Genomic DNA, 21,791 nt, shown 5'->3' with positions numbered 1-21,791 from the left:
TTCGACGAGGAGCCGGACATGCTTATTGGCTTGATGGTCCTGTTCATTGGCGTGATCGCCGGTCTGCGTGCGATGACCGCACCGGCGCTGGCGAGTTGGGCTGCGTGGCTCGACTGGCTGCCGCTGCATGACACGCCGCTGGCGTTCATGGGCTACGCGTACACCCCTTGGATTCTCACCCTGCTGGCGTTGGTCGAGTTGGCCAACGACAAGCTGCCGACGACGCCGAGCCGAAAGATTCCCGTGCAATTCGCCACGCGGGTAGTCGCTGGCGCATGGTCGGGCGCCACATTGATGGGTGCCCACGGCAACCTGTGGTTGGGCGCGATCATCGGTGCATGCGGTGCCGTCATCGGCACCCTGGTCTGCTACCGCTCCCGACATTCGTTGGCCCTCCACTTCGGCGGCAGGGATCTGTTCGCTGTGCTGGCCGAGGATGCCGTGGCCATCGGTGGCGGCATCCTGATCGTGCTCACGCTGGCGTGAGCTTTTCCGCACCCCTTTCTTTCGTCACAGGTGGAACACCATGAAAAGCCTCGCAGCCGTGGTCGATGCATTGAAAGAGCCGTTCGCGCTGGAGTACATCGACCTGCCCGAGCCCGATGACGATGAGGTGCTGGTCGAGATTGCCGGTGTCGGCATCTGCCACACCGACCTGGCCAGCAAGGACGGTATCGTCGACGCACCGTTCCCCACCGTCCTCGGACATGAAGGCGCGGGCGTCGTGGTGCAGGTCGGGCGACGCGTATGCAAGGTGGCGCCGGGCGACCACGTGGTGCTGGCTCCGGCTTTCGACGGCACCTGTCCACAGTGTGTCAGTGGCCAGCCGATGTATTGCGACAACTTCGCCGCGCTCAATTTCCAGACTGACCCACATGGGCGGCGTGCCAAACGCACGCATGGCGAGGCGCATCTGAAATACTTCGGCCAGTCTTCGTTCGCTCACTATGCGCTGGCCAACGAACGGAACACCGTGAAAGTCCGCAAGGATGTGCCGATCAAGCTGCTCGGCCCGCTCGGCTGCGGCATCCAGACCGGCGCCGGCACGGTGATGAACGGCATCCGGCCACAGGCCGGCTCTTCAATCGCCGTGCTCGGCATGGGGGCGGTAGGTCTTGCCGCGATCATGGCCGCACAGGTCTGCGGCTGTGCCACGCTGATCGCGATCGACCTGGTGGAGTCGCGTCTGGACATCGCGCGCAGCCTCGGCGCCACCCACCTCATCAATACCCGTTCGGTGGACGACCTGAGCGCAGCCATCCGCGCGATCGCACCGCATGGCGTGGACGCCATCGTCGATGCCGCCGGCGTGGCTGCACTGATCGGTAACGCCCTTGGTGGGCTAGCGATTCGCGGCCAGCTGGCGCTGGTCGCGGTGCCGTCGTCGGCCGGCAAGGCGCTGGAACTGCCGTGGTTCAACCTGCTGCTGGCCGGGCAGTCCGTGCAGGGTTACGTCGAGGGCAATTCGATCCCCGACATCTTCATTCCGCAGTTGGTCGACCTGTATCTGCAGGGACGTTTCCCGTTCGACCGGCTGATCACCAGCTATCCGTTCAACGACATCAATCAGGCGGTCGCCGATCAACTCAGCGGCAAGACCATCAAGGCCGTGCTGGAAATGCAACACTAACCCGGCCTATATCGCCATGCGCCACCACACTCTAGAACCTCTTGACCCACAGCAGGTGGGCCACCTTCGCCATATCGAAAACCTTTCGCTGCTCCAGCCTAATGACTGGACGCTGATGAAAGGTCGCGGTACCGGCCAGGACGATTTCGGCGCGTATCGTTTCCAGCTTGCCTACATGGCGTATGCGCTGGCGATCACGCACGTGCATCGCCTGCCTGCGGCGCCCGGTGTGTTCAAGCCGATATTCGAGCGGCTGATCGCAAAGCTGCTACTGCCCGAAGTATGGCTGTACTGGCGAGACGTCAGCCGCGGCGGAAGCATCTTCAATGCGCACCTCAGCGAGCGCTACCAAGAGGAATGGGATCCGGTAGCGCGCGACAACATCATGTACAGCGCCTACGTGCAGTCGCTGACCTTGCTCTACAACGTGCTGTTCGACGACGACCGCTACGCTCGTCCCGGCGCGCTCGCGTTCGAGCATTGGTCCTACTTCTGGGGTGGCGACGGGCACCAGTTCAAGTACGACCAGAACTCACTCAACGAGCATCTGTACTGGAAGATGGTCGAAAGTGGCTACCTCGGCGTGGCATGCGAACCGAACTGCATCTTCCAGATCTGCAACCAGCCGGCGATCCTCGGATTCCGCATGCACGATCTGCTCACCGGCGGCGAGCGGGCACAGGAAGTGACGCGCGGCTACGAACAGGCCTGGGCGGAATTCGGCCGACTCGGCGACAACGGCCACTACCACGTCATGCTGTCGGAGGACACTCGGACCATTCGGCCCAACTTGGCGCAGGCGCCGTGGGTCGATGCCTGGTGCGGCGCGATGATGAACATGTGGAACGGTGACTTCGTGCGCGCGCATTACCCGCGGCAGTTGGCTGATCTGCTTCTGCCCGGGCCGGACGGCACGCTGTCCGTGAAATCGGCACCGCGTCCACCGATCAAGGGACACGTCGTGTTGAACGATGACTCCGATTTCGGCTGGGTCGCAGCGTGGGCGTCGGAAATGGGTGACGAGGAAACCCTGCATGGCCTGCTGCGTCACGCCGATCGCTACATGGCACCGCGCTGGCGCGACGGTGGTCTCTACTATCCGCGCAACGACGTCGCCGAAGACGCCGCAGGGCACCGCACCTTGGTCGAGCCGATGACCGGCAACGTGCTACTCGGCTATGCGCGACTCAACGTGCGCGATGGCCTGCAGGGCATCTACCGCGGGCCGTGGGATCGCGACCATTTCAAGGAACCGGCCATCGTCGAGGTCGGCACGGGTGTCGATGTGCTGTTGGCGCGCTTTGAACCCGCCAGCCACTCACTGCTGTTCACACTCCAGGCGCGCGGTCTCAGTCCATCGTGCGAAGCATGGATAATTCTCGGCCGCATCAATGGTTGCGGCCGCTGGACGCTGTTGTTCGAGTCGCAGATCGTGGCTTATGGCGATGCGGTCGAACTGAATATCATCGGCTCGGTGTTGCTGCGCCACACTGATACAGGACTCGAGTTGCGATGGACGGGTAACCGCGTTCAGTCGATGCGCCTGATGTTCGCAAACGACCATGCCGACGGATCGTCGCCATGATGTCTGCCAAGCCAGACCGACCGCGACTGCCTTCCGGAAGCGAGCTTGAGTTGACCGACCACTTCGGCCAGCCGGTATCCGCAGCCGACTGGCGGGGCCAATCTGCGCTGGTACTGTTCGGCTTCACCCATTGCCGCGTGGTCTGTCCACGGGCGCTGACTCGGTACTCCGCCATGCTTGACCAGCTGGCCGCCGAGGGAATGTTGATACGTGGCCTGTACATCAGCGTGGATCCCGCGCGCGATACCCCGCAGGTCATGCGCGACTTTCTTGCACCGCACCCGCGTTTTACCGGCCTGACCGGCAGCGTCGAACAAATCGAACGAACCAAGGCCGCGTTCGGCGTGTTCGCCAGACGCGTCAGTGACCCCGATGATCCGCTCGGCTACCGCGTCCCGCACACCGCCATCGCCTACCTGTTCGATGCGGATGGTAGCTGCTTGGGGCATTTTGCTGATGCACTCCCCGGCGCGGAGGCGCTCGCCCGCCTGCGTTTGCTGCTGGCAACGTAGCTGTCATTCGGCAGGCACTTTCCATGCGCGCTGCAAGCCTCGAAGCAGGCGCGCACGAGTGTCGGCGAATGTGCCGCGTGCCGGCAACCACAGCGACAACATGGTTCCACCGCCTTCGCGCTGATACAGATCGAATTGAGCACCGACCCGTGCCGCACGTTCGCGCATGCCGGGCAGACCCCAATGTCCGGCGCGTCCGCCCGTGCGCAAGACGGCCTCGTCAATACCTCGGCCATCGTCGCTGACGCGCAGACACAAGCCACCGTTCTGCCATACGACGGCCAGCTCGATACAGCCGGCAGCGGCATGGACGAAGGCATTGCGCAAGCCTTCACGCATGATGTCGAGTGCTTCGTTGGCAGCCTCGGGCCGCAGCATGCGCGGCTCGCCATCCTCGTGCAGTGCGAAGCACGCCGGGTACATCGAGGCGTAGTCCTCGCCACTTGCACGTAGTGCTGCGACCAGTCCGCCGTCCGTAACGCCGGAGCGGCGCAGCGCGATGATGCGGTCGCGACCGTCGATCAGCATGTCGCGTGTGCGCATGGCCACTCGACCCATCTCGTCGCGGCGGTGCGGAGCCAGCGACATGTCCGCGGCCCAGGTCTGCAGATGCAATTGCAGGCCCTGGATGCCCTGCAGCAAGGTATCGTGCAGGTCACGCGCAATGCGTTCGCGCTCCGCGCCGCGGATGCGATCGTGCACCGCCAGCTGTCGCAGGCGCAGCAGGTATAGCAGCCACAGCGTCCCCAGCACCAGGCAGCCGCACAGCACTCCGAACCACCAGGTCTGATAGAACGCCGGCGCGATGCGGAAATCGAACGTGGCGTCGTAAGCACTTTCCACTCCGTCGGCGTTCGCGGCACGCACGCGAAAGCGGTAGCTACCTGGGCCAAGGTTGGTATAGAACGCCTGCCGCCGCATACCCGCATCCTGCCAACCGGCATCGACACCTTCGAGCTGATAGCGGAAACGCACACGCTGCGGCATTGAGAGCGATGGCGCGGTGTAGTCGAAGTGAAGGCTGCGAGTCAGCTTCGGCAACACCAGCCCAGCCGCAAGCGGATAGGCAACGCCTGCAGCGTGCAGCGACTGGATCGACACGACGGGAGCGATGCGATTGCGCCGCACGTGCTCCGGATCGATCCAGGAAATGCCGCCGAACCGGGCAACCCACAAGCGCCCGTCCCTACCCAGCTGCATGGTAGGCCCCGGGCGGATCTGCAAGGCCGGACCGGCCAAGCCATCCTGCTGATTGAACAGTTCGAATCCCACTGGACGGGTCGGATCCGCACGCACGCGTGTCACCTCGGCGGCCGAAATCCGGTATACCCCGGCCGCACCGTCGATCCACAGCTCACCGGCCGCGGTTTCGACCAGGCCAGCCGTGCCGCCGAACGTCTCGCCATGGACACCGCGCAGCGTTGCGAAGCGGCCATACTCGAGATGGGCCACGCCCAGATCGCCCCCCACCCAGACCTGCGCACCGCGCACGTGGATCGCCTGCACATTCCCCACGGCTAGTCCATTGGCTTTGGTGTAGACCTGCAGTTTGCCGTGGTCGAGTACCGCAATGCGGTTATCGGGATAGGTGAACCACATGCGGCCGGCATCGTCGGCAAGCAGGCGAATTGGCGGCATGGTCGGCAACTGCCCAAGGCCACCCCGCAAAGTCCATCGGCCATGTGCGAGGTAGTAGAGATCGTACTTGGCCACCGATAGCCACAGGCCACCCTGCCGATCCACGGCCATCGCCTGGAACAGGCCGCTGATGTCATTCGCACTCAACGTTGCCAGTGCAGGCGGCAAGGGAATCTGACTTAGCTTGCCATCCAGCCAGTATCGCAACTTGTCGTCACCGCTGGCCCAGATGCCGCCGTGGTTGTCGACCAGGATGCACCAGACATCCTTGCCCAATCGCGTGGTCGAGACCCGGCCTTGATTCACACGCAACACGCCTTGCCACAGGCTGCCTGCCCAGAGAGAGCCATCGGCAGCCAGCGCGAACGACGGCACCTCGAACCGTCCAGGCAGATCGAGCCGGGTGAACCTGGGCGCACTGAACTCGTCCAGCCCGCGGGCAGTGCCTAGCCACATGTTACCTTCGCGATCCTGCAGCAGCGCGGGCACGGAATCGCTGCTGAGGCCTTGCGCGGATGTCATGTTTTCGACCACGACCTGATCGGACGTCCGTGACCAGCGATAACGCGTCACGCCCTTTTCGCCACGCATCCACAGGTCACCCGCCCCATCGATCAACATGCTGCGATTGCTCAAACTCGGCAGCTTGAATTGCCGCACCACACTCGCCGGCACATGCATCCGTGCGCGATAGAGCCGGTCACGATCCATCGGAATGAAACGGTTCGCCCCCGGCGCCAGCGCATACGCACCTCGGTCGCCCATGACCCACAACGTGCCGTCGGTCTGTGCCATCCAGATGATGTTTTGATCCGGAAGTCCGATTTCGGCGCCAACGCGCAGCCAGCGCCCGCCGACAAGCTTCGCCAAGCCCTTGCTGCCGGCGACCCACAGCACGCCATCCAGGCTCCGCGCAAACGAATCGATGCCTCCGATCGGAATGCTGGCCGCGTCGTAGTTGGCAATCTGTCCCCCACGCAGGCGGCTGACGCCGCCGTACGCATAGCCGATCCACAGATCTTCGCCGTCGGAGAACAGGGCGTGCACGTTGGGGCTGGGCAAAAGCCTGCCGAAACTGGCGTCGAACGCGGCACCGTCGAAACGGGCCAACCCGGTCGGCGACCCCAGCCAAAGGAAACCGTCGCTGGTCTGTGCCAGCACGGTGACCTGATCCGGTGCGCCGTCGACCGAGGTGTAGACGCGATGGCGGAGCTGGGAAAGCGAGAGCGACCCAATGGCCTCCGCCGCGGAACTCATCGGGACAGCCGCGTGTATGGGTGAATCCGCAGCCGCCATGACGATGCAAACCGTGAGAACTCGGACGACCCACCAGCGGAAACGACCCGCCAGGTACCTATGACACATCTCGATTCAACCCTCAGCGACTGGAACAGACATGTCGATCCATAGAATGAAGCCCGTACCGCACACGACGCGGACAACCCACGACGCGCGAGCATTACTGTTTGACCAGTCTCTGTACCAGTGCGGAAGACACGATCAATCAGCTCGTTCCACACTTGGTGTTTTTGTTCAAGGCAAGCGTGCAGCGCATCGATAGTCTCGACCGCCGACTCGTGGAATTCACACTTCGTACAGCGCTGCAAACGCAGCGAGCCGCAGGCATCGGAAGCGAAACGAACGGGGAACGATGAAGCCGTGATGCGCAGCTACGACTCTGCGGATGCCAGTGCATGGCGACGCCTGTTCGGCGCGACGCCGCCGGTCGATCACGGCTATCCAAGCACGACCACCGCGCCATCAACATGCTTGATTACTGCGCCTACGGTCAGGCCATGTACGCGACGGCTAACCACCGTTTCGGCCGCGACTGAACACCCAGCCAAGTTACCCATTCGGGTATTGAGCAGCATCATGTCCGACGAGGATATTGCCTACCTTGGTCGGTGGCCCAGCAGCGGCAAGAGCCGGTCGCCGGCGCAAAGCCAGCAGCAACATGGACAAGTCAAGTGGACCGCACCATGGCACTCATCCGAATCCTCATCGCCGACGATCATCCGGTGATGCGCGACGGCCTGCGCGCCGCGATCGATCAGGAGAACGACCTGCAGGTGGTGGGCGAAGCCGCTGACGGTGCCGAGGCGATAGCGCGCTACCGAGAGCTGCTTCCGGACGTGACCCTTCTCGACTTGCAGATGCCGCACGTGGACGGACTGCAGGCGATCACCGCGATCCGCAAGGACTTTCCGCATGCCTGCATCGTGGTGCTGACCACCTATCCCGGCGATGCGCGAGTCACCCGCGCGATAACCCTTGGCGCCACCTCGTACCTACTGAAGACCGCTTGCCGCGGCGAGATCCTCAAAGCGATCCGCAGTGCTGCGCAAGGTCGCCAGGTGGTGGCGACGGAGGTGGCGCGGGAGATCGATTCATATCGCGGCAGTGAAAGCCTGACCGTGCGCGAACTGAGCGTGCTCAGACTGGTTGCCGAGGGCAAGGGAAACCGCGCCATCGGCGAGGCTTTATGTGTGTCCGAGGATACAGTCAAGGCGCGCATGAAAAGCCTGATGGCCAAGCTCGACGCAGAAGACCGCACGCATGCAGTGACCATCGCGATACGCCGCGGCTTCCTTGGCTCCTGAGTCTCCGATCATTCGCAGCAGGTGTTGCGCCAGACACCGGGGCTGACGCCCATTTTTCGCGCGAAGATGCGGGTGAAATGGCTCTGGTCGGCAAACCCGGCCGACAACGCCACATCTGCCAGTTGCACGGAGCGATCACGCATCAGGTCGATCGCGCGGTCGATCCGGCGCATCAACAGCCACTGGTGTGGCGGCACGCCCATGCTCTTCTTGAACGCACGCACGAACGCGCTCGACGACAACCGGCAGGCACGCGCCACATCGGCCAGCGCGATGCCTTCCACAACGTGCTCGCGCATCAGCTCGGTCGCCCGCCGCTGCTGCCACGGTGTCAACCCGCCACGGGCAATCGTCTCGGCACAGCGAACTCCACCATACGTGACCAGAAGATGCCCGCGCAGTGCCAGCAGCACATGGTCCACGAACAACCGGTTGCCCTGCGTTCGATCGCCCATCAGCGGCAGCAGGCATTGCCCGAGGCCGTTGATCACCGCGTCATCGACGAATTCGCCAGGCTCGCAGATGAGATCACTGACCGTCTGGCCCATTTCATCCGCCGCCTCGGCCAGAGCGGCCCTCGGCATGTAGAACTGCAGCGAGTGAAACGGTTCGTCGAGCCAAGCCACCGGATTGCGTTGCAGGTCGTAGAAGCAGCTCGTGCCTTCGGCAGTTGGGCGAGTCGCCACCGGGCAGCCGTCCAGCCATAGTTCATGCCGTTGCAGGCGACGCAGTTGCAGGCCGACCAGGTAGGCATCGTCGCTACCAAGCGGCGCGGTCATGCCGCAACCGGATTCGTCCAGACGCAATTCGGTCACTGCCAGAACACAGCCGCCACCGGTGGAGCCGAGTAGCGTAGGCGGATCGTCGAGGTGGAACGATCGTGCTAATCGTTGGCCATAAGCACCGTGGTGCATCGTTAGCGTCCCTGTCTTGCATACCCGCTGCGACGGCGGGGCAGCATCAGATGATGGACATGGCGTTGCCACTGCGCTGCCCTCAATCGGGTACTTTTTCCGAACACATCGACGAGAAGGGACAGAGGAAGGCTTCCCCCTGATCGTAGCGGGCTGTCTTGGCACCCCCGGATACCGCATGCAATGTCCCTCTGCACATAGCCGAAAGCACCAAGCGCCAGCGGCGTACTACAGGGCAAGGCGCAGTTCGGCAGAGCGATCCTCGGAACCGAATCGCCCGGCTTTCGAGAGCAGATCCCACACACTGTCCAGGTCGCCCTCGCCCAGCAACTCGTAGGCCATCCTGCCGTCGAACGCGCGTTGATGCGTGCACATCCAGTGCGCCGCTCGCTGCCGGCTTCCTACACTTTCCAGCAGTACCTGCGCCAACTCCGGGTAACGACGCTCCAGTGCTTCGAACGAACCGAGCACCAATGCCTCACGCTGCGCATTGATGCGTGCGATGTCTGCAGCGATGTCAGGAAACCTGATTTGAGCGTTGCGCATGATTTCGATTCCTAAGTTGTTGGGGTACAGCGGACTCGATCGGCCCGCACGGATTCAGCCGCGTTCGCCGTCTCGAGCCGAACGCAGGAAGGTGATCACCGCCTCTGTACGATCGAGCGCTACCAGTTGCTCAGCGGTGAGGTAACCAAGCTCGGCGATTCGGACATGGCGATACCAGTGCATCACGACCACCGGATTGGCCTCGATCTCGGCTGCCACGCGCAACACCGCCAATGCCGCCGGAATGCGGCCAAACAGCGTGCTGTAGTCGTGCTCGCCGATCGGAGAAATCAGCCGATCTCGCGGGTCGGCCCGATACGCGGCGTGCAACAGATTGCGCAATGAGGTGCTTGTGGCAGGCCGGGACGCATGGTTTTCCTTCATCGGAATGCCCTCTCGTCGGTGCGGCATGACGTTAGGCAGGTCGCCATGAGCAGGCTTGTTTGTTCTTGCACAAGCTTGTTACTTCCGCACCTTTCGGCCCTGATCCGAAAGATCAGCCCCGAACGATCCAACCGCAGCACGATTGTCCAAGTCCGGTGGCGCGACCGGGGCTACATTGATGCGTGTCCAAAGTCCGGCGCGAGGAGGCCGTCATGAACGCTCGTATCGATTTCTACAAAGCAAGCCCGGAAGCAATCAAGGCGATGATCGCGCTGGAACAGCGCGTCATGAAAAGCTCGCTGGAAAAGCCGTTGATCGAGCTGGTGCGCCTGCGCGCCTCGCAGATCAACGGCTGCGCCTATTGCATGGATATGCATTCAGCCGATGCGCGCAAAGCCGGCGAGGATGAGCGCCGGCTGGCCACCTTGGGCGCGTGGCGCGAGACGCCGTTCTTCAGCGAGCGCGAACGCGCAGCGCTGGCGTGGACCGAGGCACTCACCCTGGTCAGCAGCTCGCATGTGCCCGACGACGTTTGGGAGTCGGTGCAACCCGAATTCACGCCGGAGGAAATCACCGACCTGACCTTGCTGGTGGTGGCGATCAACGGCTGGAACCGATTCTCCATCGCCTTCCGCAAGATGCCGGCCTGAAACCCCAATTCAATCCACACGGCACGACGACGCGTATGAGGGCCAACCTGAAGTAAGGCTGCTGCGCCAAGGTGCCGTTCATGAACCAGGCCACGGGCATACCGCTTCGACCGCCGATTCGATGATCGCAGTACGCAGTGCGGCGAATCCGCCCTCCATCTTCGAGCACTCCTGACCCGCGCCCGGACGACAGACCATGCGCAACGACGCAATCCACGGCGAACGGTTCCCCACAAGTTTCCGGATCAGGGAGCCGACCAGCTTTCTGGCCGGCATGCTGGACGACACCGCCATCACTATCAGCGAATGCCGCTCTACCGTGGCCGACAGTCAGCTGTCCATTCCGTTCCCTGCCGACGACGCCTACATAGCCGGGCTGCAACTGCAGCCCTATGACAATTGCGAGTCATGGGAACAGGGCCGCTGCGTCGCCCGCACGAACGTTGTGCAGGGGCATACCCACCTGTACGACGTAAAGCGCGACCCGCGCTTCCTGATCGACAAGCCGATCCACGTGCTCATGTTCTACGTGCCGCGCGGGGCACTTGACGCGGTGGCGAAGGAGGCGCGAGCACAACCTCTCGGCGAACTCAGCTACCAAGCCGGGATAGGCCACGACGACGAAGTGATGCGCCAACTCGGCAACGTGATGCGACAGGCGCTCAGGGCACCGGAACAGGCCGGCCGCCTTTTCGTCGATCACGTCACATTGGCGTTGACCGTGCACATTGCCCACACCTATGGCGGCCTTCGCCACGTTGCACCACCGAACCGCGGCGGGCTGGCCGGCTGGCAACGCAAGCGGGCCTGCGAGGTGCTCGACGCACATCTCAATGGCGGCATGCCGCTACAGCAAGTGGCCGCTGAGTGCGGCATTTCCACCGGTCACTTTTCCCGCGCATTCCGCCTGTCGATGGGCATCACACCCCACGCTTGGCTGATGCGACGACGCGTCGACGTGGCCACCTCGCTCATGCGCGACGGCAAGCAGACACTGGCTGCGATCGCGCTGGCCTCGGGTTTTGCGGATCAGAGCCATCTCACCCGGGTGTTCACCAGGGCGATGGGAGTCAGCCCTGGCGAGTGGCGACGCCACGTCGTGGATCGGAGCATCGACGTCGATGAGTGATTTCGAAACCTCCGTTTCCGGAGCGCGCCTGGGTGCCTGCTTCGGTCTGGACCAAGTACCCAGCAGCATCCGCCTTGCGAAATCGGCGATCGCCGTCACCCGGATCCAGTGCGACTGGGGCAACAACGGCCTGACCGCGCCGATCCCCGTCGATGACGCATTCCTGCTGACCCTGCAGCTGCGTGACTGCGCCAGCCATGAACTTTGGATCGACGGTCGCGCGCAGCGCACCGGGCCGCTGCGCCGCGGCGACATCTCGATCTACGACCTGCGCACCAGTCCGGTGGTCAACTCGATCAGTCCGTTCCGCAACATGCACTTCTACATTCCGCGCGCGGCACTGAACACAATGGCCAGACAGGACGGACTGGCGGAGGTGGACGAGTTGCCGAACGAACCCGGTCTTGGCACCGCCGATCTGTCGCTGACCGGGCTCGGCCTGTCGTTGGAGCACGCTTTCGACATGCCCGATGTCGTGGCTTCGCTTTTTATCGATCACGTCACCTCGGCCATGACCGCCCGCTTGGCTCGCGCCTACGGAACCGGCACCAACCGTGCCCTGCGCAACCCCGCCCCGCTGTCCACCGCGCACGAGCGCAAGGTCAAGGAGATGCTCGCCGCGCACCTGTCCGGCAACGTCTCGATGGCGGAACTGGCTGCGGTCTGTGGCATGCCAGTGGGTGAATTCCGCCGAGCGTTCCTGCGCAGGACCGGCACGACACCGCACCAGTGGCTGATGCTGCAACGTATCGAGCGGGCGTGCGCTTTACTGCGCGACACCCAGCTTCCGCTTGCGGATGTCGCCCAGCTCTGCGCGTTCGCTGATCTGCGGCAGATGCAGCGCATCTTCACCGTGGCCTGTGGCATTACGCCGGAAAGCTACCTCATGTCCTGTCGTGATCGGTTCCGCGGAACAATTTCTGTAGCCATGTGATGGCTATGCCGATCAGGCCAAGCGCATTAGCCAGCATGAAGGAGCACCTGCCGAAATGTGGCGTGCGGCCAACGGTCAAGCGCCAGAAACGCCAAGCAGCAACCGTTTTAGGCAATACGGCGGACAGGCTTCGACCTATCCTGCAATGGCCACGCGCTGGTACATGCCAGCCCTATTCCACGAGCAACACGAGGTCCCGACATGAAGATCAAGCGAACCGGTTCCGTAATCTGGCAAGGTGGCTTTCCGGGAGGCACCGGCAGTATCTCCACCCAGAGTGGAGCACTGCACTCCTACCCTTACGGCGTTTCCAGTCGATTCGAAGGCCAGCGCGGTAGCAATCCCGAGGAGCTCATTGCGGCAGCGCATGCCAGCTGCTTCGCCATGGCTCTTGCGCTGGTACTGGGCGAAGGCCATTTCGTTCCGAAGCAACTGGCGGTGTCGGCCGAGGTCACACTGGAGCAGCAGTCGGGTGAATTCAATATCACCACGGTGCACCTCGTCGTACGTGCCGACATCGACGGGATCGACGCAACGGCTTTCGAGCGGTTGGCCACCGTGGCCAAGACCACATGCCCGGTATCGAAGCTGTTGCGGGCTCAGGTGGAGCTCGACGCATCCTTGGTGTCCGCCTAGCCCTTGCTCGATGCGGATGCGGGGCCACCCAGGGCGGCCCCGCATCGTCAGCGGCATGCCAAGCTAGAACGGAAGTTTTCCGATCGAGGCGCCGCCATCGACATAGAGCGTCTGACCGGTGATGAAGCCTGCCTCTTCCGACAGGAAGAAGCCGATCGCCGCTGCAAGCTCATCGGGCTTGCCGAACCGGTTCATGGGAACCGAGGAAAGATACCGACTCTCACCTTCGCTGCCAGGCGGGTTGTTTTCACGGAACAGCACCGTTTCGGTCGGTCCCGGCGCGACTGCATTCACGGTGATGCCGGTGCGAGCCAGCTCCAGCCCCCACGAACGGGTAAAGCTCACCATCGCGCTCTTGGCAGCCGCATAGGCGGTACGTTCGACCATGCCAAGTATTGTCAAGCTGGAGATGTTGACGATGCGGCCCCAGCCGCGCTCGCGCATGCCAGGCAACAATGCCTGCACCGCCTGCACGGCCGGGTGGAGATTCAAAGCCAGGGTGGCATCCAGGTCGTCGAGATCTACCTCGCCGATGCGGTGCGGCCGAACGAGTGCCACATTGTTCACCACGCCATCGAATGCGTAACGTGAGGTCAGCTCGTGAAGCGTCTTGGCCGTAGCGTGGCGATCGGCCAGGTCAAGCGCGACCAATTCACCGGGAAAGCTGTCATCCCCTCCCCTGCGTGCAATGCCGACGACTCGATGGCCCGCCTTGGCGAGTCGCTCCGATAGCGCTCGGCCAATGCCCTTGCTGGCGCCAGTGATGAGGAAAGTGCGAGAAGACATGACTGTGACTCCAGATGGAGCGCGAACCAGGTCTGGTACTGAAACGGCTTCCGTGAGGATCCAAGCCCTCATGGATGGCGGTTTAACCATCAGTGATGAACCGAATCAGACAGACTTTGGCATGGCGCGTGATGACAGCTCTCGTTGAGCGGGTGTGGCTATCCTGATCCCGCAACTCGCGCTTGCCGTACCATCATTTCGACGTGCTTGTACGAATGCTTCGAACATGTTCCCTTGGGCATTGCGCTCCGGCCGCAGGCTGTGCGCACGAAGACCGCCCTGCCGTCGCCGCCCTGCCTCGACGCACACCTTGCATGGCGACGAGCCGAATCGAAATGATCACGAGCCGAGCTCCGTCAGGCCCGATTGGCGAAGCGGCAGACGTATGGGCCGGATCTCACCGCACCGCCGATCGTCTACCGGGAATACTCTTTCGCCACACTCCGGGTGTCATGCCCGTTTTGGCCACGAAAATCCTGGTGAAATGGCTCTGGTCGGCGAAGCCTGTCTGCCGGGCGATGGCGACTAAGGGCTGATTCGACTCGCGCATCAACTGCATGGCCAGTTCGGTACGAAGCAGCATCAGCCATTGGTGGGGCGTTGATCCTGTGTTCCGCTTGAATCCATGCACGAATGCACTCGGCGACATATGACATGCCTGTGCCAGGGCCGAGAGCGTGATTCCCTCGGCCACACTCGCCCGCATCACCTCTTTCGCACGCCGCTCCTGCCATGGCGCAAGACCTCGGTGCAAGGGGATGCGAGGACGCTGCCCGTCCCCATAGTGGATGAGCAGATGGCTGCGCAAGGCAAGCAGCACATGATCCACGAACAAGGCGTTGGTTTGCTGTTCGGCATGCAGCGGTGCCAGCAATGCCCGACCCAATTGCTCGATCACCGGATCCATGGCCTGCATACCCGGCTGATGCCGCAAGTGACTACTCGTCACGCCCACTTCGTCGCACAATTCCGTGAGCGCCTCATGCGGGACATAGAAGAGCAGTGCATGGAACGGATCGACCATGTGGGCAACCGGATTTCTTGTCAGATCAAAGAAATTGGTGCCGCCCGGGTAGACGGGCTGCTTGGCCACGGATCGACCGTCGAGCCAGAGCTCCAGCTCCCTGAAGCCATGCAACTCCAAGCTGAGCAGGAACGCTTCCTCAGGCACCACCGGATCCGTGAAGCCGAAATCCGGCGCCTCATACCTCATCTCCGTGACAGCCAACCGCCACGGCCGGCCGGATGACGACACGAGCGCCGGCGGCTCTTGTAGCCGAAAGGTTTCTCCCAACTGATCGCCGTAAGCGCCACGTCCCATCGTCAACTCCGGATGTACTGAACCATCTCTCGGCCCACGACGATTCCCTACCTGAGGGGCCTCGCGCATTCTAGCTAGTAGGCAGGACCTCCAGCCGACGGCGCCCGTGTCAACTTGGGCAGCGGAGCTCCATCCTCTCCCGTCAGCCGATCCCAGACAGTGTCCACATCGCCATCAGCCAACAAGTCATAAGCCGATCGGTCACCAAAGGCTCGTTGATGCATGGACATCCAGTGGGCGGCACGTATCCGCTCGCCGATGTTTTGAACTGCCAGCGAGGCAAGCGCAGGGATCTGCTCCTCCAGGGCGGTGAAAGCCTCGACGATGACGGTCTCGCGTGCGGATTTGAGCTGAAATAGTTCGATGGTGATGTTGCGGAAGCGCTGAATCGGGCTCATGGACGAGTGTCCTTGGTCGTGTAAGGTCAGCCACGCTCGCAGTGGCGGGTCGACTGCAGGAAATCGATGACGTCGAGCGGACGCTCCATCCCCACCAGTTGCTCTGCGGTGGGAAAGTCGAGTTCTGTATGGAAGCGCAGCTTGCTGCAACGCCGACTGGGGCACCAGGCATATCCGTGGCCGGGCCGGCATGCTCGTTTTCTCTCGGCTGATGACGCCTACACACTAATCCCGGCGACGAGACGTGGCTTGTCAAATATTGCGCCGGATTGCCAGTTTCTCCTGCGTCGACTTCAGACCGGCCGTCCAGGTGCTCCTCTATCAGGCCATTCGCGAGGAAATGGCAGCCGGTCGATTGCCGTTCGACGACATGTTCCAGAATTCCGAACGTGTACGCCGATCCCGTCGTACGACAAAGCCGCTAATGGCGCGCAGGATGCTCGCCAGGACCTCAGGCACGTATCCCATCCCACTTCACTTCGGAGAACTCCCATGAACCAACGTCTCGACTTCTACCAAGCCAGTCCCGAGGCCATCAAGGCGATGGTCGGCCTGGAGCAACGCATCGCCAAGAGCGACCTGGAAAAGTCGCTGGTGGAACTGGTCCGCCTGCGTGCCTCCCAGATCAATGGTTGCGCCTATTGTGTGGACACCCACTCCGCCGACGCCCGCAAGGCCGGCGAGGATGAGCGCCGACTGGCCACCTTGAGTGTGTGGCACGAGACTCCGTTCTTCACCGATCGCGAGCGTGCCGCGCTGGCCTGGACCGAGTCGCTCACCCTGATCAGCCAGACCCATGCGCCTGACGAGCTGTGGGAGCAGGTGCGCCCGCACTTCACCGATACCGAACTCGCCGACCTCACCCTGCTGGTGACTGCGATCAATGGCTGGAATCGCTTCGCCATCGCGTTCCGCAAGTTGCCGGCCTGATTCCGATCAGGTCTGTCATCCTCTGCGGATCCATGCCATCGGCAATGGCATTGGCCGTCTTTACCGGAACACTCGCTGCAACAACGTCACCACTATGCCCAGCGAAGCGAGCATGGCGATCATGCTGAAATGATCGATGTTGGCCAGGAGCGCCGCTTGCTGGTTGAGCATTTGCGCCACACGCGCTACTGCGATCTGCCCTGCCTGCGCCGGACCGACGCTTGTGCTCAGTGCCTCCTGCAGGTGGCGGATAGTTGCCTCATAGACTGGATTGTCCGGGGTCACTTGGGCGTTGAGCACGTTGTAATGTACGGTGGTGCGCCATTGCTGACCCAGCGTGGCAATGGAGATGCCCAGCGCGATGCCGGCCTGGGCCAGCATGTTCTTCAACTGCTGCGCGTTGGAGAACAGTGTCTCGTCGCTTTCCATCTCGCGAAACGCCTGCATCGCGGTGATCGGAAGCACGGTCAGCAGGAAAATGTTGTAGCAGGCCAGTGCCGGCAGGATGTGCAGCCATGGACTGGCCGACGGATCGAGCCGCATCAGCATGACCCCGAACAGACCCAGCGCAATAAAGCCGGTGATCCAGAACTTGCGTGGCGAGGGATGCTTCGGTAGCAACTTCGACACCACGGTAAAGGTAGCCACCGCGGCAAGCGCGCCAATCGCCTCGAAATGGCCCACGCTTTCCCACGAATATCCCAGCGTCCGTTGCAGCATCACCGGTATCACGTAGTTGTTCGCACCCAGCATCAGGTAGGCAAACAGGAACAAGGTGAGGCCGGCGAGGTAGCGCGTGTGCAGCATCGGGCGAATGTGCAGCAACGGCTGCCTGCGGCGACGCTGGTGATGCGCGTAGAGGATCAACGCCACCAGTGCAGCCACCAGCACGCTGGCGACAAACAGCACGTCACCGTAGAAGTCGTAATAGAAGCGCTGCAGCGCATACAGCAAGCCGAAACTGCCGCCCACCAGCAGCACCTGCATCCCCGGATTCCAATCGCTGCGCCCTTCCTCGTAGCCGCGCAGGCTGTTGTTCAGGCTTCCGCTGGCGAGAACGAACGCGACGACGTCGAGGATTGCCAGCAGCCAGAAGATCACGGACCAGGTGTCGTTCGACACCGCCTGCGCCGCCAGCCAGGGTCCGGCCGAGATGCACAGTGCCACACTGTAGGCCAGCGACTTGATGCCCATGAAACGCTTGGGACCCGCCAGCCGATGGTGGATGATCATGCGTGCCGACGTGAACAGTGCACCGCCGCCGACCGCCATCACGAAACGGCCGAGCAGAAACGAGGCGAAGTCGTGGCTGGTCGCGCACAAAACCGCTCCGAGCAGCGATACCGCGGTGGAACACTGGATGAATTGCCTTCCACCGAAGCGGGTCACGAACCAGCGCTGCATCGAGATCATCAGGATCGCCACGCTTGCATAGATCGCCGCAATCAGGCTGAAGTCCTCCGGTGTGATGCTCACCTCGCCCATGATCGGGCCGGCGCCGAAGGCGACCATGCTCAGCTGCAGGAACTCGATTGCAGCAAGCACGAAGATCGTGGCGTACAGCCCGAGCTCCGGTACGCGCATGTTCATGGCGATGCCCTCCTGATGCGCCGGCGCCTAGCGGTTGGCCGCGATGATCCTGTCGACCACGGCATCCGCCCTGACCAATTCGTTGGCGAAGACATTGGTGTGGTAGCCGTGTTCCTGCGAACCCGGCTCGACCAGCCGGCTGCCTTCGCGCTGGCGTGTGGCCACGACGGCCTTCATCGACAAGCCCAACTGCAGTGGATGCTCCACCACCTGTCGCGGATCCAACGCAATGCGAACCGGTACGCGTTGAACCACCTTGATCCAGTTGCCGGTGGCGTTTTGCGCGGGCAGCAACGAAAACGCGCTGCCGGTACCGGCCTCTTGCCCGATCACGGTGCCGCGGTAGACCACGTCGTCGCCGTACACGTCGGCGACCAGCTCGACCGTCTGGCCAATGCGGATGTGCCGCAATTGGGACTCCTTGAAGTTCGCGTTGACCCAGAGGTGATCCATCGGTACCACCGACATCAGCGATACGCCCGGACTGATCTTCTGCCCGAGCTGCACGTTGCGCTTGGTCACCATGCCGGTGACCGGTGCGGGTACGTTGGTGCGGTAGAGAGTGATCCAGGCATCGCGCACCTGCGAGGCGGCAGCCAGCACGTCCGGATTGTTCGCAATCGAAGTGCGGTCGACCAGTGCGCTGCTCCCGGCGACCTGCTGGGTGGCCGCGCCGAGTGCGGCAGTGGCGGCGCGCACGGCCTGTTCGGCGTGCTTCACTTCCTCACCGGAAATCGCGCCGCTGGCAAGCAGCTCGTGCCGGCGCGCCAGGTCGGCCTTCGCCCGCGACAGCTCGACTTCTCGTAACTGCAAATTGGCGCGACTCTGACCGACGTTGGCGTACTGCGCGCGCACTTGTCGCACAGTGCGCGCCAGTTGCGCCTCGGCGCGTGCGAGCGCGAGCCGAGCATCGGTGTCGTCGAGCTTCACCATGCGGCTGCCAGCGCTGACGTAATCGGTGTTGTCCGCATTGATCTCGGTGACCACACCGCTGACCTGGGCTGTCACCGCCACCACGTTGCCATCGACGTAAGCGTCCTCGGTGGTCTCACGGTACTGGCCCGCGAACAACCACCATAGCGCCACGCCGAACACCGCGACCACCACCACGGTCATGCCCAGCAACTGGCCGAGGCGTGAACGCAGCGCCGGCGAAGGGTTTGTCGTTGACGCGGTAGTAGCACCCGCCTTCGGCGTATCTGCATCGGTACTCATGACTTGCTCCCACGGATGTGTGCATGCGTCGCCGCGGCGGCATCCGGCACGACGGCCGGACTGTAGCCACCACCCAGCGCGCGGATCAGGTTCAGTCGCAATTCGCGCTGGCGCGACTGCGAATCGATCACCAGCCGCTTCTGCGCCAAGACCTGAGCTTCGGCCGATAGCACCTGCAGGTAATTCGCAAGGCCGCTGCGGTAGCGCGCCAGCGCCAAGTCGTAGGCGCGCTGCGTCAGACGCAATGCCTCGTTCTGTTCGTGCTCCTGCTGCTCCAGCCAGTGCAACGACACCAACTGGTCGACCACGTCATGCACGGCGGCAATCACCGTGGCGTTGTAGTGCTCGACGGCCGCGTCGTAGCCGGCTTGGCGCGCGCCAAGATTGCCGCGCAACCGCCCCCCGTCGAAGATTGGCAGTGAGATCGCCGGACCGATGCCGATCACTCGGCTTCCAGCATCAAGAAAGTTGTCGAAGCCCAGACTCTGCAAGCCGACCAGGCTGTTAAGACTGATGTTGGGATAGAACTGCGCCCTGGCCACCTTGATGTCCTGGCTGGCCGCCTCGACGCGCCAGCGATCGGCCACCACGTCGGGGCGCCGGCCGACCAGTTCGGCTGGCAGGTTGCCCGGCAGGCTAACCGCGCCCATGCCGGCCAGTTGCGGTCGGGCAATCTGCAATCCGGCATCCGGGCCCTTGCCCTGCAGCGCTGCGAGTTGGTTCGCGATCAGCGCGATTGATTCGTTGATCGCGGCGATACGCTCTCGTGCGACCGGCAAAGCAGCTTCGGCCTGGGTCAATTCCAGCTGGGAGTCGATCTGCGCGGCAACGCGCCGACGGGTCAGCGCCAACGTCTGCTCGCGTTGCTTTAATGTTGCCTGCGCCAAGTCGAGTTGCGCGTATGCAAGGTCGAGCCGCAGGTAGACGCGCGTCAGCGCGGTTGCGAGCATGAGCCGCGCTGCCTGCAGATCTACTTCGGTAGCATGAACGCGATCGATAGCTGCACTCACCGCCGCGTGATTCTTGCCCCAGAAATCCAGTTCGTAGCCCACTCCCAGCGAGAGATCGTTGATGGTCTGCCAGGTGCCGGCTATCGGCGGCGGCACCGTGCCGTCCTCGCTGAAGCGCTGACGAGTGCTCTTTATGCTCGCGTTGGCCTGCGGATACAGCCCAGCGGCAACCACGCCAGCCACTGCCTGCGCTTGGCGCACACGCGCCTCAGCGATGCGCAGTCCTGGCTGGCCGTTCAAGGCGTTGTCCATCAGCCTATCGAGTTGCGGGTCGCCGTACTCCGTCCACCACTCATCCTGTGGCCATGCCGCGACCGATAGCGACGTACCCGAAAGGCTACGGGTGGCCTGCACTTGATTCACATCCCGCATCGTCGCCTGCGTGTGCAAGCCGGCCGTGCTGGCACAACCGGTGAACATGACGGTGGCCAACAGGACCATGCCATGCCGCGCTCCATGTGTGAGGGCCGCGTTCGTCTTGTCCTGCTTCATGTACGGATGCCGATATGGTTCGTGAGCATCCTTCCGCCAAGACAGTGGTTGCGTATGTCACAAAATTGCCGCCGCTAGATCAAATTGGCCTCTTCATGGGTTCCCACGGCAGAACCAGAAATGCATTCATACAAGGCGCAATCAATTTGTGAAATACGGACGGAGTCCACTCGAAGGAGCATTTGCCCGACGAGATGTATGGATGAAGTTCATGATTCCAGGCGGGAAGAAAACATGCCGCTTTAGTGACAGTGCCACTCAAGCAACAGCTTCACATCGCACCGGCGGCAACGGAGCGAGATATGTATCTGGCAAGTCTTTTGGGCTTGCTCTTGCTCTCGCGTTTGGCCTCGCCCTTCCCTCTTTTCGCGCCTCGGCTGCAAGACAGCTGAGCATCGAGGTCGGCCCCAGCTACATGGATTGTGCAAGCGCCTCAGCGGTGTTCATTGAAGGCGTGTTTGATGAGCGACGCATCGGGACGAGTCGTCTCACTTGGTCGCCCGATGTCTCTGTGGGCTGGATTGATGGCCGTGATGTCGAACGATACCGATACCGGCGCTACCAAACGACCGATTCAGTATGGCTGATCGCTGGTGGTGCACGAATTCACTATGGCGACGACACCAGTTGGTACCGACCGTTGTTCTTCAGTTTTCAGCCAGCGATGCACAGCGGCCGTACCCAGGCCTTGAGCAGTGCCTACGAATTCGTGAGCACACTCGGCTGGCAGGGCCGCCATGTGAATTTCCAGATCCGCCATATCTCCAACGGCTCGCTCCACGAGCCCAACCGCGGCGAAACGATGGTGCTGATCGGTGCAGCCTTCGATCTCTAGATGTCCAGCCTGGCGGCTGGTGCAGCGCCAGTCGACCACGCACCGACCCGGCC

General features: G+C 62.7%; 22 protein-coding genes. 12 read left to right on the top strand and 10 right to left on the bottom strand.

The window, feature by feature from the left end; genetic code table 11:
• Positions 1–18 precede the first annotated feature (18 nt).
• Genes IHE47_RS12670 through IHE47_RS12655 form a run of 4 tightly spaced genes read left to right on the top strand, consistent with a single transcriptional unit; the run spans position 19 to position 3,727 of the window.
• Positions 19–486: a DUF4126 family protein gene (locus tag IHE47_RS12670; RefSeq protein ID WP_192106333.1), complete on the top strand. Its 468-nt coding sequence runs from the start codon at positions 19–21 to the stop codon at positions 484–486.
• 58 nt (positions 487–544) lie between these two features.
• Positions 545–1,630 carry an NAD(P)-dependent alcohol dehydrogenase gene (locus tag IHE47_RS12665; RefSeq protein WP_343227477.1) on the top strand — a complete coding sequence of 362 codons (1,086 nt, stop codon included), beginning with the start codon at positions 545–547 and terminating at the stop codon, positions 1,628–1,630.
• A gap of 16 nt (positions 1,631–1,646) precedes the next feature.
• Complete coding sequence (locus IHE47_RS12660) at positions 1,647–3,215, top strand: hypothetical protein (RefSeq protein WP_192106329.1); 1,569 nt, start codon at positions 1,647–1,649, stop codon at positions 3,213–3,215.
• On the top strand, positions 3,212–3,727 hold the full coding sequence (locus IHE47_RS12655) for an SCO family protein (protein WP_192106328.1): 516 nt from the start codon (positions 3,212–3,214) through the stop codon (positions 3,725–3,727). The genes IHE47_RS12660 and IHE47_RS12655 overlap by 4 nt, the downstream gene beginning before the upstream one ends.
• Before the next feature lie 3 nt (positions 3,728–3,730).
• Here IHE47_RS12655 and IHE47_RS12650 read toward each other — a convergent pair whose 3' ends face one another.
• On the bottom strand, positions 3,731–6,622 hold the full coding sequence (locus IHE47_RS12650) for a sensor histidine kinase (protein WP_192106326.1): 2,892 nt from the start codon (positions 6,620–6,622) through the stop codon (positions 3,731–3,733).
• A 437-nt stretch (positions 6,623–7,059) separates the two neighbouring features.
• Here IHE47_RS12650 and IHE47_RS12645 point away from each other — a divergent pair, with 437 nt between their 5' ends.
• A complete protein-coding gene (locus IHE47_RS12645; protein ID WP_192106323.1) occupies positions 7,060–7,200 on the top strand; it encodes a hypothetical protein in 141 nt (46 codons plus the stop codon).
• A 147-nt stretch (positions 7,201–7,347) separates the two neighbouring features.
• Positions 7,348–7,968, top strand: coding sequence for a response regulator transcription factor (locus IHE47_RS12640; protein WP_192106321.1), 621 nt, complete (start codon positions 7,348–7,350; stop codon positions 7,966–7,968).
• An 8-nt stretch (positions 7,969–7,976) separates the two neighbouring features.
• On the opposite strand, the gene IHE47_RS12635 is transcribed toward IHE47_RS12640, so the two are convergent.
• The 3 genes from IHE47_RS12635 to IHE47_RS12625 form a co-directional block, all read right to left on the bottom strand.
• Positions 7,977–8,882, bottom strand: coding sequence for an AraC family transcriptional regulator (locus tag IHE47_RS12635; RefSeq protein ID WP_192106320.1), 906 nt, complete (start codon positions 8,880–8,882; stop codon positions 7,977–7,979).
• Between the two features lie 228 nt (positions 8,883–9,110).
• Positions 9,111–9,428 carry an antitoxin Xre/MbcA/ParS toxin-binding domain-containing protein gene (locus tag IHE47_RS12630; protein ID WP_192106318.1) on the bottom strand — a complete coding sequence of 106 codons (318 nt, stop codon included), beginning with the start codon at positions 9,426–9,428 and terminating at the stop codon, positions 9,111–9,113.
• A gap of 54 nt (positions 9,429–9,482) precedes the next feature.
• Positions 9,483–9,812, bottom strand: coding sequence for a hypothetical protein (locus IHE47_RS12625; protein ID WP_192106316.1), 330 nt, complete (start codon positions 9,810–9,812; stop codon positions 9,483–9,485).
• Positions 9,813–10,024: 212 nt separating this feature from the next.
• Between IHE47_RS12625 and IHE47_RS12620 the strand changes: the two genes are divergently transcribed.
• From IHE47_RS12620 to IHE47_RS12605, 4 genes are all read left to right on the top strand, one after another.
• Positions 10,025–10,462, top strand: a complete 438-nt coding sequence (locus IHE47_RS12620; protein ID WP_192107180.1) for a carboxymuconolactone decarboxylase family protein — start codon at positions 10,025–10,027, stop codon at positions 10,460–10,462.
• A 196-nt stretch (positions 10,463–10,658) separates the two neighbouring features.
• Positions 10,659–11,591, top strand: a complete 933-nt coding sequence (locus IHE47_RS12615; RefSeq protein ID WP_225561862.1) for an AraC family transcriptional regulator — start codon at positions 10,659–10,661, stop codon at positions 11,589–11,591.
• On the top strand, positions 11,584–12,525 hold the full coding sequence (locus tag IHE47_RS12610; RefSeq protein ID WP_192106314.1) for an AraC family transcriptional regulator: 942 nt from the start codon (positions 11,584–11,586) through the stop codon (positions 12,523–12,525). Before IHE47_RS12615 ends, IHE47_RS12610 begins: the two co-directional genes overlap by 8 nt.
• 201 nt (positions 12,526–12,726) lie before the next feature.
• Positions 12,727–13,161, top strand: coding sequence for an OsmC family protein (locus IHE47_RS12605; protein WP_192106313.1), 435 nt, complete (start codon positions 12,727–12,729; stop codon positions 13,159–13,161).
• A gap of 63 nt (positions 13,162–13,224) precedes the next feature.
• On the opposite strand, the gene IHE47_RS12600 is transcribed toward IHE47_RS12605, so the two are convergent.
• The 3 genes from IHE47_RS12600 to IHE47_RS12590 all read right to left on the bottom strand — a co-directional run bounded on the left by IHE47_RS12600 (position 13,225) and on the right by IHE47_RS12590 (position 15,666).
• Positions 13,225–13,947: an SDR family oxidoreductase gene (locus tag IHE47_RS12600; RefSeq protein WP_192106311.1), complete on the bottom strand. Its 723-nt coding sequence runs from the start codon at positions 13,945–13,947 to the stop codon at positions 13,225–13,227.
• Positions 13,948–14,344: 397 nt separating this feature from the next.
• Positions 14,345–15,268 (bottom strand): AraC family transcriptional regulator, encoded by a 924-nt coding sequence (locus IHE47_RS12595; RefSeq protein ID WP_192106309.1) that lies wholly within the window; start codon positions 15,266–15,268, stop codon positions 14,345–14,347.
• Positions 15,269–15,342: 74 nt separating this feature from the next.
• Positions 15,343–15,666: a DUF2384 domain-containing protein gene (locus IHE47_RS12590; RefSeq protein ID WP_192106307.1), complete on the bottom strand. Its 324-nt coding sequence runs from the start codon at positions 15,664–15,666 to the stop codon at positions 15,343–15,345.
• A gap of 492 nt (positions 15,667–16,158) precedes the next feature.
• On the opposite strand from IHE47_RS12590, the gene IHE47_RS12585 reads away from it, so the two are divergent.
• Positions 16,159–16,596 (top strand): carboxymuconolactone decarboxylase family protein, encoded by a 438-nt coding sequence (locus IHE47_RS12585; RefSeq protein WP_192106305.1) that lies wholly within the window; start codon positions 16,159–16,161, stop codon positions 16,594–16,596.
• A 60-nt stretch (positions 16,597–16,656) separates the two neighbouring features.
• Here the strand turns inward: IHE47_RS12585 and IHE47_RS12580 are convergent, their stop codons facing one another.
• From IHE47_RS12580 to IHE47_RS12570, 3 genes are read right to left on the bottom strand one after another with little or no spacing between them, the layout of a single operon-like run.
• The gene (locus tag IHE47_RS12580) at positions 16,657–18,186 is read right to left on the bottom strand and encodes an MFS transporter (RefSeq protein WP_192106303.1); all 1,530 of its coding nucleotides are present in this window, start codon (positions 18,184–18,186) and stop codon (positions 16,657–16,659) included.
• Between the two features lie 27 nt (positions 18,187–18,213).
• The gene (locus tag IHE47_RS12575) at positions 18,214–19,401 is read right to left on the bottom strand and encodes an efflux RND transporter periplasmic adaptor subunit (RefSeq protein WP_192106301.1); all 1,188 of its coding nucleotides are present in this window, start codon (positions 19,399–19,401) and stop codon (positions 18,214–18,216) included.
• Positions 19,398–20,903 (bottom strand): efflux transporter outer membrane subunit, encoded by a 1,506-nt coding sequence (locus IHE47_RS12570; protein WP_225561860.1) that lies wholly within the window; start codon positions 20,901–20,903, stop codon positions 19,398–19,400. Before IHE47_RS12570 ends, IHE47_RS12575 begins: the two co-directional genes overlap by 4 nt.
• 202 nt (positions 20,904–21,105) lie before the next feature.
• Between IHE47_RS12570 and IHE47_RS12565 the strand changes: the two genes are divergently transcribed.
• The gene (locus IHE47_RS12565; protein ID WP_225561858.1) at positions 21,106–21,738 is read left to right on the top strand and encodes an acyloxyacyl hydrolase; all 633 of its coding nucleotides are present in this window, start codon (positions 21,106–21,108) and stop codon (positions 21,736–21,738) included.
• Positions 21,739–21,791 lie beyond the last annotated feature (53 nt).

Source organism: Rhodanobacter sp. DHB23 (assembly GCF_014842975.1).
In the GTDB taxonomy this organism is placed as follows: Bacteria; Pseudomonadota; Gammaproteobacteria; order Xanthomonadales; family Rhodanobacteraceae; genus Rhodanobacter_A.
The sequence above is the reverse complement of the archived record's forward strand: the minus strand, read 5'-3'. Positions and strand labels throughout refer to the sequence as shown.

Excerpts from the sequence above, each read along its gene's own strand:
- IHE47_RS12670 (WP_192106333.1), top strand. The coding sequence starts at position 19 with ATGCTTATTGGCTTGATGGTCCTGTTCATTGGCGTGATCGCCGGTCTG.
- IHE47_RS12660 (WP_192106329.1), top strand. The coding sequence starts at position 1,647 with ATGCGCCACCACACTCTAGAACCTCTTGACCCACAGCAGGTGGGCCAC.
- IHE47_RS12655 (WP_192106328.1), top strand. The coding sequence starts at position 3,212 with ATGATGTCTGCCAAGCCAGACCGACCGCGACTGCCTTCCGGAAGCGAG.
- IHE47_RS12650 (WP_192106326.1), bottom strand. The coding sequence starts at position 6,622 with ATGAGTTCCGCGGCGGAGGCCATTGGGTCGCTCTCGCTTTCCCAGCTC.
- IHE47_RS12645 (WP_192106323.1), top strand. The coding sequence starts at position 7,060 with ATGGCGACGCCTGTTCGGCGCGACGCCGCCGGTCGATCACGGCTATCC.
- IHE47_RS12640 (WP_192106321.1), top strand. The coding sequence starts at position 7,348 with ATGGCACTCATCCGAATCCTCATCGCCGACGATCATCCGGTGATGCGC.
- IHE47_RS12635 (WP_192106320.1), bottom strand. The coding sequence starts at position 8,882 with ATGCACCACGGTGCTTATGGCCAACGATTAGCACGATCGTTCCACCTC.
- IHE47_RS12630 (WP_192106318.1), bottom strand. The coding sequence starts at position 9,428 with ATGCGCAACGCTCAAATCAGGTTTCCTGACATCGCTGCAGACATCGCA.
- IHE47_RS12625 (WP_192106316.1), bottom strand. The coding sequence starts at position 9,812 with ATGAAGGAAAACCATGCGTCCCGGCCTGCCACAAGCACCTCATTGCGC.
- IHE47_RS12620 (WP_192107180.1), top strand. The coding sequence starts at position 10,025 with ATGAACGCTCGTATCGATTTCTACAAAGCAAGCCCGGAAGCAATCAAG.
- IHE47_RS12615 (WP_225561862.1), top strand. The coding sequence starts at position 10,659 with ATGCGCAACGACGCAATCCACGGCGAACGGTTCCCCACAAGTTTCCGG.
- IHE47_RS12610 (WP_192106314.1), top strand. The coding sequence starts at position 11,584 with ATGAGTGATTTCGAAACCTCCGTTTCCGGAGCGCGCCTGGGTGCCTGC.
- IHE47_RS12605 (WP_192106313.1), top strand. The coding sequence starts at position 12,727 with ATGAAGATCAAGCGAACCGGTTCCGTAATCTGGCAAGGTGGCTTTCCG.
- IHE47_RS12600 (WP_192106311.1), bottom strand. The coding sequence starts at position 13,947 with ATGTCTTCTCGCACTTTCCTCATCACTGGCGCCAGCAAGGGCATTGGC.
- IHE47_RS12595 (WP_192106309.1), bottom strand. The coding sequence starts at position 15,268 with ATGGGACGTGGCGCTTACGGCGATCAGTTGGGAGAAACCTTTCGGCTA.
- IHE47_RS12590 (WP_192106307.1), bottom strand. The coding sequence starts at position 15,666 with ATGAGCCCGATTCAGCGCTTCCGCAACATCACCATCGAACTATTTCAG.
- IHE47_RS12585 (WP_192106305.1), top strand. The coding sequence starts at position 16,159 with ATGAACCAACGTCTCGACTTCTACCAAGCCAGTCCCGAGGCCATCAAG.
- IHE47_RS12580 (WP_192106303.1), bottom strand. The coding sequence starts at position 18,186 with ATGAACATGCGCGTACCGGAGCTCGGGCTGTACGCCACGATCTTCGTG.
- IHE47_RS12575 (WP_192106301.1), bottom strand. The coding sequence starts at position 19,401 with ATGAGTACCGATGCAGATACGCCGAAGGCGGGTGCTACTACCGCGTCA.
- IHE47_RS12570 (WP_225561860.1), bottom strand. The coding sequence starts at position 20,903 with ATGAAGCAGGACAAGACGAACGCGGCCCTCACACATGGAGCGCGGCAT.
- IHE47_RS12565 (WP_225561858.1), top strand. The coding sequence starts at position 21,106 with ATGAAGTTCATGATTCCAGGCGGGAAGAAAACATGCCGCTTTAGTGAC.